At 65.0% G+C, this 14,518-nt stretch carries 15 protein-coding genes; 1 reads left to right on the plus strand and 14 read right to left on the minus strand.

What is annotated here, in order from left to right:
* Positions 1 to 40: 40 nt before the first annotated feature.
* The 10 genes from M2341_RS13755 to nadB all read right to left on the minus strand — a co-directional run bounded on the left by M2341_RS13755 (position 41) and on the right by nadB (position 10,902).
* Positions 41 to 463 carry a DUF3617 domain-containing protein gene (locus tag M2341_RS13755; RefSeq protein WP_264585614.1) on the minus strand — a complete coding sequence of 141 codons (423 nt, stop codon included), beginning with the start codon at positions 461 to 463 and terminating at the stop codon, positions 41 to 43.
* Between the two features lie 123 nt (positions 464 to 586).
* Positions 587 to 1,507, minus strand: a complete 921-nt coding sequence (locus M2341_RS13760) for an Hsp33 family molecular chaperone HslO (protein ID WP_264575141.1) — start codon at positions 1,505 to 1,507, stop codon at positions 587 to 589.
* Positions 1,508 to 1,554: 47 nt separating this feature from the next.
* Complete coding sequence (locus tag M2341_RS13765; protein ID WP_264585615.1) at positions 1,555 to 2,697, minus strand: acyltransferase family protein; 1,143 nt, start codon at positions 2,695 to 2,697, stop codon at positions 1,555 to 1,557.
* 135 nt (positions 2,698 to 2,832) lie between these two features.
* Positions 2,833 to 3,762, minus strand: a complete 930-nt coding sequence (argF, locus tag M2341_RS13770; protein ID WP_264585616.1) for an ornithine carbamoyltransferase — start codon at positions 3,760 to 3,762, stop codon at positions 2,833 to 2,835.
* Positions 3,759 to 4,958: an aspartate aminotransferase family protein gene (locus M2341_RS13775; RefSeq protein WP_264585617.1), complete on the minus strand. Its 1,200-nt coding sequence runs from the start codon at positions 4,956 to 4,958 to the stop codon at positions 3,759 to 3,761. Before M2341_RS13775 ends, argF begins: the two co-directional genes overlap by 4 nt.
* Before the next feature lie 116 nt (positions 4,959 to 5,074).
* Entirely contained in the window at positions 5,075 to 5,590 is a 516-nt protein-coding gene (locus tag M2341_RS13780; RefSeq protein ID WP_264571125.1) for a serine O-acetyltransferase, read from the minus strand.
* A complete protein-coding gene (locus tag M2341_RS13785; RefSeq protein ID WP_264571126.1) occupies positions 5,587 to 6,627 on the minus strand; it encodes a glycosyltransferase family 2 protein in 1,041 nt (346 codons plus the stop codon). Before M2341_RS13785 ends, M2341_RS13780 begins: the two co-directional genes overlap by 4 nt.
* Entirely contained in the window at positions 6,624 to 7,664 is a 1,041-nt protein-coding gene (locus M2341_RS13790) for a glycosyltransferase family 2 protein (RefSeq protein WP_264585618.1), read from the minus strand. The genes M2341_RS13785 and M2341_RS13790 overlap by 4 nt, the downstream gene beginning before the upstream one ends.
* Before the next feature lie 86 nt (positions 7,665 to 7,750).
* Positions 7,751 to 8,974, minus strand: coding sequence for a class A beta-lactamase-related serine hydrolase (locus M2341_RS13795; RefSeq protein ID WP_264585619.1), 1,224 nt, complete (start codon positions 8,972 to 8,974; stop codon positions 7,751 to 7,753).
* A 323-nt stretch (positions 8,975 to 9,297) separates the two neighbouring features.
* A complete protein-coding gene (gene nadB, locus M2341_RS13800) occupies positions 9,298 to 10,902 on the minus strand; it encodes an L-aspartate oxidase (protein ID WP_264585620.1) in 1,605 nt (534 codons plus the stop codon).
* A 228-nt stretch (positions 10,903 to 11,130) separates the two neighbouring features.
* Here nadB and M2341_RS13805 point away from each other — a divergent pair, with 228 nt between their 5' ends.
* A complete protein-coding gene (locus M2341_RS13805; RefSeq protein ID WP_264575133.1) occupies positions 11,131 to 11,799 on the plus strand; it encodes a PEPxxWA-CTERM sorting domain-containing protein in 669 nt (222 codons plus the stop codon).
* Positions 11,800 to 11,888: 89 nt separating this feature from the next.
* Here M2341_RS13805 and M2341_RS13810 read toward each other — a convergent pair whose 3' ends face one another.
* The 4 genes from M2341_RS13810 to M2341_RS13825 are packed head-to-tail and all read right to left on the minus strand — an operon-like array spanning position 11,889 to position 14,502.
* Positions 11,889 to 12,809: an ABC transporter ATP-binding protein gene (locus tag M2341_RS13810; RefSeq protein ID WP_264573451.1), complete on the minus strand. Its 921-nt coding sequence runs from the start codon at positions 12,807 to 12,809 to the stop codon at positions 11,889 to 11,891.
* A 39-nt stretch (positions 12,810 to 12,848) separates the two neighbouring features.
* Positions 12,849 to 13,547 (minus strand): ATP12 family chaperone protein, encoded by a 699-nt coding sequence (locus M2341_RS13815; protein WP_264585621.1) that lies wholly within the window; start codon positions 13,545 to 13,547, stop codon positions 12,849 to 12,851.
* Between the two features lie 8 nt (positions 13,548 to 13,555).
* Positions 13,556 to 13,846 (minus strand): purine permease, encoded by a 291-nt coding sequence (locus M2341_RS13820; RefSeq protein WP_264575130.1) that lies wholly within the window; start codon positions 13,844 to 13,846, stop codon positions 13,556 to 13,558.
* Positions 13,843 to 14,502, minus strand: a complete 660-nt coding sequence (locus tag M2341_RS13825) for an HAD-IA family hydrolase (RefSeq protein WP_264585622.1) — start codon at positions 14,500 to 14,502, stop codon at positions 13,843 to 13,845. The genes M2341_RS13820 and M2341_RS13825 overlap by 4 nt, the downstream gene beginning before the upstream one ends.
* Positions 14,503 to 14,518: the final 16 nt, after the last annotated feature.

Raw genomic sequence — 14,518 nt, forward strand, 5'->3', positions numbered from 1 at the left:
ATATGCCTGTACCTTCCAGCAGCACCGAACTCGCTCAGCTTCAGCGCCCCGCAACTCCGGGACGGCAAGCCCCCACCCGTCGGGCTTCCATCTCATGCGCGAAGGGCAGTCCATCCGACACGCCCTGCGACGAAATCTGCACGAGCCGCGAGGTCTCGATCCGCAGATCAGTGCGACCACGGCCGCCCTCGCCACAGTCATAGGATGCCGCGACGGCACGCGGCGACTGGCGAATCAGGTAACGCTCGCACTGCCGATAGGGGTGCTTGGGCTGGAGCAGCTGGCTGCCATCGCTGATGCAAATCCGGCGCGCGGCCTGATTACTCCCGCGCTCCAGCAGCTCCCACTCGCCCGATTCGACCGAGTCCAGCCCACCCGCCTGCGGCGCCTGCGCCATGGACATGGGCGCCAGCAAGCTGCCCAGCGCAAGCCCTATCGCCAGCATCGCTGCCTTAAATGCCATGTCGCTTCAGCCACTTCTTCGTTTGCAGGCGGCAACGGCCGACGAGGCCGGATACCGCAATATTTCAACGATGGAAATGCACGGCTTGTCGCAGATTGTCAAATTTGCCGGCGGGCGTGCGCCTCAGTGCGGGGCCTGCAACTCGGCCAAGGTGATATCGAAAATCCGCGAACAGAACGCGCAGTCGACCGCGATCACCCCGCGCTCGTCGGCCATGGAGGTGCGCTCGGCGGGGTCGAACCGGCCCAGCACGCCGCGAATCCGCTCCGGGTCGCACCGGCAGCCCTTGCGCAAATCGGCGCTGGAGAGCGCGCGAATCTCGTCTTCCTCATGGAACAGGCGCCAGGCGATATCCTCCAGCCCCAGTGCGGGATCGGTCAGTTCTTCCTCGGACAGGGTATTGCCGAGGATCATGACATGCTCCCAATCGGGATGATCGTGCCGCACATGCAGCCGCTCCCGCCCCACCTCGCCTTCGGGCAGATGCTGCAGGAGCATGCCGCCGCCAATGCAGCCCTCTTCCGCATCGTGCCGAACCGCGATTTTCACGATGCTCGGGATCTGCTCGGATTGGGCGAAATAATGCTCCGCCGCCGCGCCGAGGCCGGTGCCTTCGAGCGGGACGATGCCCTGATAGCGCTCGCCCGTGACCGCCTGATCGAAGGTGATCGCCAGATAACCCTTGCCGAACAGACCGAAGAGCGTCGGATTCTCGCCCAACTCGGCGAGGCGCTGCTCATCGAACTGCGCATATCCGCGCACCGCGCCGCCCATATAATCGGCGACCAGCAGCGACACCGCACCCTGCTCGGTCTGCGCCTGCAGGGTGAGTTGGCCTTCATCATCCTTGAGCATAGCGCCGAGCAGAGCGGCCAACACGAGGGCCTCGGCCACCAGCTTCTCGATGACGGGCGGATAACGATGGGCGGCGAGCACCGCGTTGAGCGCAGGGCCAAGGCGCACGAGCCGACCACGGACATTGCGGGCAGGCAGGGCGAAACCGAGGACGCGGTCCTCTGTGCGGGTAGGATCGAATTCTGACATGGCACCTAGATAGGCACTCCCCTCACGAAAGTCTAAGGGGCGAGAGTCTAAGGCGCCGCCTGCGAGGAAGCTGACGGATGAGGCCGCGCCTCCAGCCGGGCCCGCAACCAGCGCCGCGATGGTGTCTCGAACAGGCGGAAGGAGAGCACCGCGATGATGACCACGCTGGTCATAAAGATCAGAAAGAAGGCCGGCTCGCGCGCCAGCTGATGGTCAGTCGCCAGACCCGGCACAGCGAGCAGCAGCACCAGCTGGACGGGAAAATGCCACAGATAAATGCCGTAGCTAGCATCCCCCAGCCAGCGCGTCCGCTGTAACAGGCTCGCCCGCAGGCAGGGCTCCAGCAGGGCAGCCAGCAGCACGATCGCCATGCTGAACAGCGGAACAGAGAGATAGCGCCGAATATCGAGACTATCGTCCCAGCTCGTCCATCCCCCTGCCCCCAGCAGCAGGACGACCAGCATGGAGAGCCAGATGGCGCGATTGGCGTGAACAGCAAACAGCGCCGCGCCGCCGAAGAAACCTGCCGCGCACATGAAGAGGATGTAGCCCTCGAACAGGAAGCATCCGGCGATGGCCCCTGCGGCCAGCAGGGCGGGCCCAAGCACGCCCGCGCGAAACAGCACCGGCAAGCTCAGCCAGAACAGCGCGTAAACAAGAATCTCGATAGACACCGACCAGATCGGCGCATTGAAGCTGTAGACCACCGTCGGCCACCAGTTGGAGGCAAGACCAAGATGCAGCAGAAAATTGCCCAGCGTATTGTGCTGGTAAACGAGGAATGCGCCGAATTTCGCCTGCGCGATTCCCTGCAAGCCCGCCACGATCAGCAGCGTCAGCACGTGAAGCGGATAGAGGCGCGCGAGCCGGTTCACGACAAAGTCGCGCGTGCTGCTTTTCCGGCCATGATAGACATGGGCGAAGACGAAGCCGGATATCACCCAGAAGAGCTGCACGGCATATTTGCCATGCTCATAGAGCCAGCTGGCCTCCTCGAAAAAGGGCTGCTGCGGGCGGAAGCCGGCCATCGCCCGCTCGGCGCCCGGCGGGTAGAAGAAATGCTGATAGTGCCAGAAGATGATGACCAGCGCGGCCACGCCACGCATCGCATCGATCAGCAGAAAATGCCCCGACGTCCGCTCGGGCGGCGCGAACAGCGCGGCAATCCGCCGTGCCCCGGCGCCGATCATGCGTGAATTATGCCAGAGCGCGCATTGGGCGCCCCGGCATATCCTGTGGAACTCCGGCGCGGCGCCGGATGTCCTGTGCCTGGTTTAGCACCGACCAACATTCAGATGATGGCCGCCGCTGAATGGCGGCTGGTCCTAGCCAATCAGGCCCGCCGCCCAGAGCAGCACCGACTTCTGGGCATGGAGGCGGTTCTCGGCCTCATCCCAGATCAGCGACTGCGGCCCATCGATCACCTCTTCCAGCACCTCTTCCCCGCGATGGGCCGGCAGGCAGTGCAGGAATTTCGCATCCGGCTTGGCACGGGCCATCAGCGCGGGCGTCACCTGATAGGGCATCATCGCGCGCAACTTGGCGTCGCCGCCGGCCTGACCCATGGAAATCCATGTGTCGGTTACGACGACGTCCGCGCCGCTGGCCGCCTCCACCGCATCGCGAGTGAGCGTGATCGTCGCACCCCCAGCTCGCGCCGCCTCGGCAAAGCGCGGATCGGGATCGAACCCTTCCGGCACGCCGATGCGCACGTCGAACTTGAACAGCCCGGCCGCCTCGATGATCGAGTGCAGCACATTATTGCCATCCCCCAGCCAGGCCCACTGGCTGCCCGGCAAGGCGAGGCCATGCTCGATGACAGTCAGCAGATCGGCCATGATCTGGCAGGGATGCGAGAGGTCGGTCAGGCCGTTGATCACCGGAACGGTCGCATGATGCGCCATTTCCTCGATCTTGGCGTGATCGTCGGTGCGGATCATGATCAGATCGACCATGCGGCTCAGCACGCGGGCGGTATCCGCCACCGTCTCGCCACGACCGAGCTGGGTCGTGCCGCTGTCCAGGATCAGCGACGAACCACCGAGCTGGCGGATCGCCATGTCGAAGCTCACGCGGGTGCGCGTGGAGTTCTTCTCGAAGATCATGGCGAGCGTGTGGCCCGCCAGCGGCGCGTCCTTGTCGACAGCGCCCTTGGGCATGCCCGCGCGCGCTGCCTTGCGGTCCATCGCATCGTTGAGAATGGCCGCGAGCGCGTCGCCGCCTGCATCCGTGAGATTGCGGAAATGCCGGATCATGATGCGTTCGCCTCTGCCTTGATGCTGGCGGCGCCTGCCGAAAGCTTGGCGATCGCTTCGTCGATATGACTCTGCTCGATCACCAGCGGCGGCAGGATGCGCACGACATTCTCGCCGGCCGAGACGGTCAGCAGGCCGTGATTGTCGCGCAGATGCGCCACGAAGTTGCGCGCCTCCACCTGCGGCTTCAGCTTCACGCCGAGCATGAGGCCGAGGCCACGCACTTCCTCGAAGACATCGTCATGATTGGGGATGAGCTGCTCCAGCGCGCCGCGCAGCCGCTCGCCGGTTGCCGCGACCTGCTCCAGGAAGCCCGGCTCCAGCAGCACGTCGAGCACCGCCATGCCCGCCGCCATCGCCAGCGGATTGCCGCCATAGGTACTGCCATGGGTGCCGAACACCATGCCCCTGGCGGCTTCTTCCGTCGCAAGGCAGGCGCCGAGCGGGAAGCCGCCGCCAATGCCCTTGGCCACGGCCATCACGTCGGGCTTCACGCCATAATGCTCATGCGCGAAGAACTTGCCGGTGCGGCCATAACCGCACTGCACTTCATCGAGCACCAGCAGCAGCCCGTGCTTGTCCGCCGCCTCGCGCAGGCCCTTGATGAAGTCGGGCTTGCCAGCGGTCAGACCGCCCTCGCCCTGCACCGTCTCCACGAGGAAGCCAGCGGTCTCATCGTCGATCTTGGAGAGCGCCGTCTCCAGATCGTTGAACGCGACATAATCGAAGCCGGGCAGAAGCGGCTCGAACCCGTCGCGCATCTTGGGCTGGTCGGTGGCACTGATCGTGCCCAAAGTCCGCCCATGGAAGGCGTTTTTGAACGTGATCAGCTTGTGCCGCTGCGGGTTGCCATTGGCGAAGTGATAGCGCCGCGCGGTCTTGATGGCGCATTCCACCGCTTCCGCGCCGCTGTTCGTGAAGAACACCGTATCGGCAAAGCTGTTCTCGACAATGCGCTGCGCAAACGCCTCACCCTGCGGCGAGCCGTAGAGGTTAGAGACGTGCATGAGCGTCGCGGCCTGTTCGGCAATCGCTTTCACGAGGTGCGGATGGCCATGGCCCAGCGCGTTGACCGCGATGCCGCTGGCAAAATCCAGATAACGCTCGCCGCGCTCGCCGATCAGATAGCAGCCCTCGCCTCGCACCGGACGCACATCGCACCGGGGATAAACGGGCATGAGCGGGGTGATAGACATAAGACTACTCTTCCTTCCTCGCACGGCTTTTCAAACAGAAAAAGGCGGCCCGTGCGAGGCCGCCATCGTCAGGGGGTGGCTATAGCTGCGTGCGCACTGGTTGGCAAGAAAAGCGCCTAGCGGACCTTCACTACCGCCGGGACGCCGACCGCGAGAGCACCGGGGGGCACATCCGTCATCACCACCGCGTTCGCGCCAATGGCGGCGCCATCGCCAATCGTGACGCGCCCCATAATCACAGCACCGGCGCCGATGTTCACATTCCGCCCGATAATCGGGGCTTCATCAAGCCGTTGCAAGGACCGCAAGCCCAGCGTGCAGTTCTGCCGAATGATCGATCCGTCGCCAATGATGCTGGCCCCGTGCACCACGATACCGCCCTGATGCTCGACGATCACGCCCCGGCCGATCGTCGCGGTGTAGGGAATCTCGATGCCATAGACATTGCGGCAATGCCGGTAGCCCCAGCGATAGATCATGCTGAGCGGTGCCCGCAGCAGCTTGGAGCGCACCGTCATCCGCCAGTTGCCGAACCGGTGCCAGAATAAGGTGCGGAAACCCGGCCGGGTCCATTCGCGCCCATGCGCCGCATAATCCTCGCGCACGAGCTGACACATGTCTTTGAAGCTCATGGCCGCGCACTCCCTTCTGCGCCCTTATATTCGATAAGCCGGGCCGGCCCTCCCCCCCGCGCGCGCAGATGATAGCGCGCCAAGCCGCCGAATTGCGCGAACTTGCCGAGCATCATCCACAGACCATAGCCCATGGCGAAGCGCAGGGGCGACCCCGCCGCGCGCTTGCGGGCCGCGATCCGCACGACCTGAGCGGGATACATCAGCAGCATCGCAAGCGCAGCCCAGATCAACGGCGCAACGCCCGATACCAGCCCGAGCAGGATCGCGCCCAGGATGAGGAGCGGGATCATACCGCCCCACAGCAGGATGCTGTTGCGCTGGCGGCGCCAGCTCGGAAATGCCGCATCGCCATGACGCGCGACATGCTCGGCAAAGGCATAGCCGGCCCGGCGCGCACGCAGCCATTGTTGGCGCGCATGGTGAATGTCGGCATCGTGCAGCGTCATTTCCGCGTCGATCCGCCGCACCTGCCAGCCCATCCCACCAAGACGCAGGCAAAGGTCAGGCTCTTCGCCGGCAATCAGGCTGCCGTCATAGCCATCGGCTTGCGACAGCGCCGCCACGCGGAACAGCACATCGCCCCCACAGGCCTCGACCAGCCCAACGGGGACATTCCATTCATCGTCGCACAGCGCGTTGTAGAAGCTGGCAGCGGGGAAGCGCTCGCGACGCCGCCCGAAGACCGCGCACAGTCCCGGCTCGGCATCCAGCGCCTGTTCGGCCCGACCGATCCAGTCCGGCGCAAGTTCGCAATCGCCATCGACGAATTGAACGAAATCGAGCGTGGGATGATCCGCCAGCAGGCGCCGCCATCCGGCATTGCGCGCACGCGCCGCAGTGAAAGGCGTCGCGACATCCAGCTCCACCACGCCAATGCCGAGGCTCTGCGCGAAGGCGATGCTGCCATCCGTCGAACCCGAATCGACATAGATCACCGGACAATCAGCCGGCGCGCTTCTGAGGCAGCGCTTCAAGCGCTCGCCTTCGTTCCGGCCAATCGCCACGATGCCCGTGCGCGGCGCCACGACGCTCATGGCGCGGTCCAGCCCGGCGCACGACCTGCTGGCTCATCCCACCGGGGGATGGAGGCGCGCCCATCCGCCCGCTTGGGCCAGAAGCCATGCCGCAAGGTCATCGACACCTCCTGCGGAACGGCGTCGGCCCTCGGCCCACGCAACGGGCGCGAGGCGAGCGCCAGCGCCCGCCCGGCAAGCCACGCAAGGTTGGCACTGAACAGCCGCGCAACGCCGCCGGTGCGCACAAAATAACGCCGCCGCGCCTCGAAACGATAAGCCGGATAGGGTCGCACCGCGACCTGCGCCCCGCTCGCGACGCCCGTGGCGGCCCCGGCAATATGGATCACGCGGCTGCCCGGCACGAACCACATCTCCCAGCCGGCGCGGCCCATGCGGTGCATCAGTTCGACTTCCTCGAAATAGAGGAAGAAGCCATCGTCGAACAATCCGGTCTCCCGAAGCGCGGCACTGCGGAACAGGACGCTGGCGCCGGTGAGCCAGTCTGCAGTGACGGGCGTCTCGCCCTCGACCAAAGTCGGTGCAATGCCGAGCATCGTCCCGAGTTTGGCCATGCCGCATCCCCGAACGAACTCCCGGCCCGGCGTCGGGAAGCGAAAAGCGGAGCCGGCCAGCGCGCCATCCGGCTCCAACAGGCGACTGCAAACGGCCCCGGCGCGCGGGCGCGCTTGCATGGCCTCCAGCAAGGCCGTGATCGCGCCGGGCTGGACCAGCGTGTCGGGATTCAGCACATGAATGAAGGCCGGCGGCGCGGGGCGCTGGAGCAGGCGCAACATCGCCTGATTATTGGCCCAGCCAAAGCCGCCATTGCGCTCCAGCGGCAGCACCGTGACCCAATCGTTCCACTCAGGTTGAGCGAAATGCTCGGTGAGTTTTTCTGCCGACCCGTCAGCCGAGCCACCGTCAACCACGATGACCTCGAATGGCCCTGCCTGCACCCGTTCCGCAACCAGCGAGTCCACGCAGCGGATGACATAATCCGCCGTCCGGTAATTGACGATGACGATCGCGAGATCGGAAAAAGAAGTGGCAGGCATGTCGGTTCCGATAAGGCATCATGGACCGGCGCGGTCGACGCCGCCCCGCCCCGCTCTTAGCGGCATTTCCTAAACGAAAGCTATGGTCAGCGCGCGGCGCTGTAGCGGGCGCCGCCCTGGTGCAGCGTGCCGACCGCACGGGAGACCGCCTGCATCAGCTCCCAGCGCTGTGGAATGCCCACCGTTGTCTCGCCGATCATCACCGCAATCGCATAGCTCGAGCCATCCGGCGCGGTCATGATGCCGACATCATTATAGCCAGTCGAGCGCGGCGCCAGATCCTGCCCGGTGCCGGTCTTGTGGAGATAGGTCCAGCCGGCCGGAACGCCGGCCTTGATCCGTTGCGGACCGGTCTTGGCGCGCTCCATCGTCGCCAGCAGAACCTGCGTCGAAGATGGTGAGAGCATCTCGCCCTTCTGGAGCCGCGCCAGCGCGCCCACGATGGCCAGCGGCGCCGCACCGTCGGGCGGATCGGCCAGATAGTTGTCGAGCGCCCGCTCGCGCACGGAGCGCGGCAGGTTGGACCGCGCGGCATAGAAATTGCGCCCGGCGGACATGTTTTGCGACCAGGTCAGCCCGGCCGTCTGGCTCTGCAACAGCCGCTCGCCGGGGCCGAACCTGATGCTGTCCGATCCGATGAACCGGCGCGCCAGATAGCTGCGCACGGCGTCCGGCCCGCCAACGGTGCGCAAAACCGAATCGTTCGCGGTATTGTCACTCTGCGTCATCGCCCGCTCGAACAGGCTGCGCAGCGAGGTGGTGTAGCCCTTCTCGCTGTTCACCAGCGCCGCAATGGGCTGATGGAAGAGCGTCAGGTCGGACGGACGGATGGTGACATCCCGGTCCAGGGTCAGCTTGCCGCGGTCCACGGCATCGAGCATGGTCATCGCCACCCACAGCTTGGAGACGCTCTGCTGCGGGAACAGCAGATCGCCATTATGCGAGACGGTCCACCCCGCATCCACGCTCTGCACGGCGATGCCGACCTTGCCATTGAACTGGCGCCCGAGCGCCTGAATGCTGGCGACCAGCGCAGGCGGCGCTGCCGTGACCGGCACGCGCGGCGTGGGAACGGCATTGCGATTGGGCAGCCAGGGCGCGCTCACCGTGCCGCCGCGCTGCACCCGCTGAACGGCGGCCTGCTGCGGGACCGGCTGCACGACTTCGCGCGGCGGCGCGTAGCGGACGGCGGGCTGCGCCGGCGCTGCGATCCGCGCGCTTGGATGTGTCGATGACGGAATGGCGGTGCACGAACTCGCCAATGCGAGCACCGCGAGCGCCGCCGACAATGGCCCCAGACCCTGCCTCACGCGCTGAAATCTTCCTTGCCGAACATAGGGATATACTGACTGAGCCCTGCGCATAATTCCAGAACGAAGCGATCAGTTGCGGTGTACCGAATCCCTTTTGCGACAAAGTGAGGATGGCGCGGGAACAAGCGCTGCCCTAATTATTGCAAATCGCAACGGTTTGATCTCTGTCAAAGCGCGCACTGCCGACGTCGCCCATAAACATCGTGACGCGACGATCCGCAGTCGAAGCGTTGAAGGCAGCTCTGCTGTTTTCCCTCCTAGTCAGAACCTCAGGGCGCGACGGCCTGGCCATCGCGCCCTTTTTTTTGCTCATTCTGACGTCAGGGCACCAGCACCGTATCGACAGCCTCCGGCAGCATGTCGGGATGATCGAGCGTGTAATGCAAGCCCCGGCTCTCCTTGCGCTTGAGCGCGCTGCGGATGATCAGCCGGGCGACTTCAAGCAGATTGCGCAACTCGATGAGGTCGGACGTCACGCGGAAATTGCCGTAATAGTCATCGACTTCGCGCGCGAGCAGATCGGCGCGGTGCTGTGCGCGCTCCAGCCGCTTGGTGGAGCGGACGATGCCGACATAATCCCACATGAACCGGCGGATCTCCTTCCAGTTGTGGGTCACCACGACTTCCTCGTCGCTGTCCGTCACACGGCTTTCGTCCCACGCCCGGATCGGCGGCGGCGCGGGCAGATCGGCCCATGTCGCCCGGATGTGATTGGCAGCCGCCTCGCCGAAGACGAAGCATTCGAGCAGCGAGTTGGAGGCCAGGCGATTGGCGCCATGCAGGCCGCTTTCGGTCACCTCACCCGCCGCATAGAGCCCCGGCAGATCGGTGCGCCCGTCGAGGTCGATCACCACGCCGCCGCAGGTGTAATGCTGAGCCGGCACCACCGGGATCGGCTCCTTGGTGATGTCGGTGCCGAGACTCAGCAGCCGCGCATAGATGGTCGGGAAATGCTCCTTGATGAACTCGGCCGGCTGGTGGCTGATGTCGAGATGGACATAATCCAGCCCAAGCCGCTTGATTTCATGGTCGATAGCACGAGCCACGACATCGCGCGGCGCAAGTTCGCCACGCGGGTCGAACCGGTCCATGAACCGCTCGCCGCCGCCGGGCACGCCCGCGGGCAGTTTGAGCTTGCCGCCTTCACCCCGCATCGCCTCGGTAATCAGGAAGTTCTTGACCTCCAGATTGTAGAGGCAGGTGGGATGGAACTGCATCATTTCCATATTGGAGACGCGGCAGCCGGCCCGCCAGGCCATGGCGATCCCGTCCCCGGTCGCGCCACGCGGCGCGGTGGAAAACAGATAGGTGCGGCCTGCCCCGCCCGTCGCGAGGATCGTCGCCCGACCCACAAAGGCTTCCACGCGCCCGGCCTTGCTGTCGAGCGCATAGACACCCCACACCCGGCCATCGCCGGAATAGCGCTCGCCATGACGGGAGGTGATCAGGTCGATCGCGACCATATTCTCCATCAGGGTGATGTTCGGGTTGGCGCGTGCGGCGGCCATCAGCGCGACCTGCACCGCATGACCGGTCGCATCATCGACATGCACGATGCGGCGGTGCGAATGCCCGCCCTCGCGCGTGAGGTGCCAGCGCTCGCCAAAGGCCTCGCCCGCATTGAATGGCACCCCCAGTGCCGCCAGCCGCTCGATCGCGGCCGGGGCTTCGGACACGACGAACTCCACCGTCGCCCGGTCGTTCAGCCCACCGCCGGCAACCATGGTATCCTCGACATGCGCCGCAAAGCTGTCCCCGCCATCGAGCACCGCAGCAATGCCGCCCTGCGCCCAGTTGGTCGAACCGGAATCGAGCGCGCCCTTGGCAAGCACCAGCACCTTGTGCGTCTGCGCCAGGTTAATGGCGGCGGTCAGGCCGGCCGCGCCCGATCCGATGATGATGATGTCATGCGTGGAAATGGTCATGCACAAAGTCCCGAGCGGCCGCGTGGTGGAATGGCGCGCAATGCCGTGTCCTAGCCTGCGCGCGGCGCTTTGCAATGCGGCAGCTCGTAATAGACTGATCGAGAACGATCTTTCCGATTATTCGGCGGAAACTCAAGGGAAGATAGTTAACGAAGAGGAAATATATCGCGAAATGGAGTACAAAGCCTCGTGTGACGCCTTGTGCGTTTGCGTGTGGGAGAAAAGATCATGAAATCACTTTATTTTCTTGGGACGGCCGTCGCGCTCGCCCTGACTGGCCCCGCCATGGCGGCCAATCTCGTCACCAATGGTGGCTTCGAGTCGGGCAGCTTCAGCGGCTGGTCGTTGAGCAATGTCGGCGGCGGCACGGCTCCGGTCGTGATCGCTTATGGTCAGGGCTCGGGTTACCCGACCGGTGCCTATGGCGAATCCATTCCCGCCCCGGCTGGCGGCGGCACCTATGGCGCCTATTTCTCGTCCGACACGGCCAACCCTGACTCGCTCTCGCAGAGCGTGAACGTGGTTGCCGGCGTGAGCTACTATCTGTCGTTCGATTACTTTGTGCCGCTGAATGGCTATGGCAATCCGTTCGACGCCTCGCTCCAGTTCCTGATCGACGATGTACCGGCGGGGCTGACTCTCACGGCGGGCAGCGTGAGCGGCACCACGCCGCAGACCTGGTACACCTTCACGACGCAGTTCACCGCGACGAACAGCGGCCCGGCCAATCTGAAGTTCAATTTCTTCGGTGACGGCAGCACGGCAGCCGACTTCGTGGTCGACAATGTGTCGATGGCTGCGGTTCCCGAGCCGGCGACCTGGGCTCTCATGATCGGTGGCTTCGCGCTCGCCGGCATGCAGCTGCGTCGTCGTCGGGTTTCGACCAGCTTCGCCTGAGCCTCGCTCAGTCTGAACACATGAAAGGCCGCCGGTGCAAATCGGCGGCCTTCATTTTGCGCATCATGTCTGACGCGTGAGAGGTTTCTTCAACCGTCCGCGCGGGTGAGAGTCAGGAAGACGTCTTCAAGGTCGGGATCGTGCGTGGAGACGTCCACGATGCTATAGCCCTGCGCCTGCACGACATTGAGCACATCGCCCGCCGTGGCCTTGTCCTTGAGATAGGTGATCTTGAGGCTCCGCGCGTCGGACCGCTCGACCCGCTCGAACCGGTCATGCGCGGGCAGCGTGCCGAGGTCGCGGTCGACGGTGACTTCCACCACCTTTTCCCGCGCCATGCCGACCAGCTCGCGCGTCGGCTTGTCCGCGATCAGCCGGCCATGATTGATGATCGCGATGCGATCGCACAGCTCCTCGGCTTCTTCCAGATAGTGCGTCGTAAGCACGATGGTCACGCCCTGCGCGTTGAGCGAGCGGACATAGGACCAGAGCTGCTGGCGAAGCTCAATGTCCACGCCTGCCGTCGGCTCGTCCAGCACGAGGATCGGCGGCGCATGGACCATCGCCTTGGCGACCATCAGCCGCCGCTTCATACCGCCCGACAGCGTGCGCGAATAAGCCGATGCCTTATCCTCAAGATGCACCGCGCGCAGCAGGTCCATCGAGCGCCGCTCCGCCTTGGGCACGCCATAATAGCCGGCCTGATTTTCCAGCGTTTCCAGCGGCGTGAAGAAAGGATCGAACAGGATTTCCTGATTGACGATGCCGATCGAGAGCCGCGCGTTGCGCGCATCCTTGTCGATATCGAACCCCCAGATCCGCGCCGTGCCGCTGGTCTTGTTGACCAGCCCGGCGAGGATGTTGATCATCGTCGACTTGCCGGCGCCATTTGGGCCCAGCAGGCCGTAGATGCTGCCGCGCGGCACGGTGAGGTTCACGCCGTCCAGAGCGCGCTTGCCGCCCTTGTAGGTCTTGCAGAGATCCTGAATTTCGAGAGCGGCTTGCGTCATGGTTCGCGCCCTAGACCAAATCGCGGAGCAAGGGAACGCTCAGCGCTCGGCCGCCAGCGCGCAATAGCGCGCCGCGTTGAGGAAATCTGTGCGACGACGTGCGAGCCGCGCGCTCTCTTCGGCATCCTCGCCCCATTGCTCGGCCTGCCAGGCCTCATCCAGGCTCGCCGCTGCAAACAGATCCTCCGCTGACAGCCTGCCTTCCATCAGCGCGAGCGAACCGACCAGCGTGCCGCTGATCTGCACGAGCGTGGCAAAGCCTGCGAGCAGCCAGGGATCAAGCGCTTCGACGGCGGCGCGCAGGCCCGCCAATGTCAGCGCGGGCTGATCCACCGGGATGATGCCCTGCGTGACGACGAAGGCGATGCCAAAGCGCTCGCTCGCCCAATCCAGCAAGGGCTGCCATTGGGCTTCCTGCCGCGCGATCAGCGTCTGCGGTCCATCGGCGCGGTAGCAGAGCAGATCGCTTTCGGCATAAGCGGCCACCTGCCCGCGAAAGTCGCCCAGCGCCGGCAGCACGCGGTCGATCGTCGCATTGGCAAAGCCGGTCATCGGCATCGTCGCGGGGTCGATCTCCTCGCCCTGCCCGTTCCATTCCTCGGCAATAGCCTGCGCCAGCGCCGCACCGGGCACGATCAGCAGCGCGCGCGCGGGCGTGCGCACCGCCCGCCCGTCCAGCCCGATCGACCAGCCGTCCTCGCTCGCGATCGCCTGCGCGGAAGTCCAGAACCGCTTCATGTCGGGGCTTAGCCTTTGTCCTTCGGCGTCGCGAACGCGCGCGCCAGCATCCGGGGCACGATGAGAAACTGGATGAAGCCGACGGTGGAGACGATCACGCCCATCCACTTCGCCTTGTCACCCTGCACCCAATCGAACCGCTCCAGCGAGATTGCCATGCCGAACAGCAGGATGAACGCGCCGGACAGCCGGAACAGGCCGATCGCGTAAAAGCGCTGCTTGGCTGCGGCCGCACGGCGGGCCTGCGCTGCGGCATCGGACGGGTCCGGACCGGCGCTGTTGGGTGTCGTCTCTGTCATGAAAGGCCGATATGACTCGCCAGCTCGGCACTGTCCATGGCCACGGATGCAGCACCGGCTTCGATCAGCTCTTCGGCGCGATGATAGCCCCAGGCCACACCCAGCGCCTGGACCCCGGCCGCCCGCGCCATCAGCATATCGAAGCTGGTATCGCCGATCATCACGGCACTGTCCCGCTCGACGCCCGCCTCGGCAAGCGCCGCGCCAATCATCGCCGGGTCCGGCTTAGAGGGATTGCGATCCGCCGTCTGCAGCGAGACGAAGCGCTTGGCCATGCCATGATGCTCCAGCAGCAGCCGCAAGCCCCGCTCCGATTTGCCGGTGGCGATGGCGAGCAGCCAGCCCTGCGCTTCGAGCCGATCCAGCAGCTTAGCGATGCCCGGATAGAGAGGCTCGCGCAGCCCGCCGGAGGCGCGCAGATGCTGAAAGCGCAGCTTATAATGGTCGCAAATTTCGTCGCGCAGCGCGTCGGAGCCATCGGGCACGAGCCGGGCAATCGCATAAGGCAAGGAGAGGCCCACGACAGAGAGGCACTGCTGGCGGTCGGGCGGCACCAGCGACACCGCGCGAAACGCGCCATCCATGGCCTCGACGATGCTGTGCTGGCTATCGACCAGCGTTCCATCGCAATCGAAAATGGCAAGACGCAGGCTCATGACAGGCGAGGCATCC

The organism is Sphingobium sp. B7D2B, from assembly GCF_025961895.1.
Classification (GTDB): domain Bacteria; phylum Pseudomonadota; class Alphaproteobacteria; order Sphingomonadales; family Sphingomonadaceae; genus Sphingobium.

Bases quoted from the DNA above. Each gene is read 5' to 3' on its own strand.
- M2341_RS13755 (WP_264585614.1), bottom strand. From the start codon at position 463: ATGGCATTTAAGGCAGCGATGCTGGCGATAGGGCTTGCGCTGGGCAGC.
- M2341_RS13760 (WP_264575141.1), bottom strand. From the start codon at position 1,507: ATGTCAGAATTCGATCCTACCCGCACAGAGGACCGCGTCCTCGGTTTC.
- M2341_RS13765 (WP_264585615.1), bottom strand. From the start codon at position 2,697: ATGATCGGCGCCGGGGCACGGCGGATTGCCGCGCTGTTCGCGCCGCCC.
- argF (WP_264585616.1), bottom strand. From the start codon at position 3,762: ATGATCCGGCATTTCCGCAATCTCACGGATGCAGGCGGCGACGCGCTC.
- M2341_RS13775 (WP_264585617.1), bottom strand. From the start codon at position 4,958: ATGTCTATCACCCCGCTCATGCCCGTTTATCCCCGGTGCGATGTGCGT.
- M2341_RS13780 (WP_264571125.1), bottom strand. From the start codon at position 5,590: ATGAGCTTCAAAGACATGTGTCAGCTCGTGCGCGAGGATTATGCGGCG.
- M2341_RS13785 (WP_264571126.1), bottom strand. From the start codon at position 6,627: ATGAGCGTCGTGGCGCCGCGCACGGGCATCGTGGCGATTGGCCGGAAC.
- M2341_RS13790 (WP_264585618.1), bottom strand. From the start codon at position 7,664: ATGCCTGCCACTTCTTTTTCCGATCTCGCGATCGTCATCGTCAATTAC.
- nadB (WP_264585620.1), bottom strand. From the start codon at position 10,902: ATGACCATTTCCACGCATGACATCATCATCATCGGATCGGGCGCGGCC.
- M2341_RS13805 (WP_264575133.1), top strand. From the start codon at position 11,131: ATGAAATCACTTTATTTTCTTGGGACGGCCGTCGCGCTCGCCCTGACT.
- M2341_RS13810 (WP_264573451.1), bottom strand. From the start codon at position 12,809: ATGACGCAAGCCGCTCTCGAAATTCAGGATCTCTGCAAGACCTACAAG.
- M2341_RS13815 (WP_264585621.1), bottom strand. From the start codon at position 13,547: ATGAAGCGGTTCTGGACTTCCGCGCAGGCGATCGCGAGCGAGGACGGC.
- M2341_RS13820 (WP_264575130.1), bottom strand. From the start codon at position 13,846: ATGACAGAGACGACACCCAACAGCGCCGGTCCGGACCCGTCCGATGCC.
- M2341_RS13825 (WP_264585622.1), bottom strand. From the start codon at position 14,502: ATGAGCCTGCGTCTTGCCATTTTCGATTGCGATGGAACGCTGGTCGAT.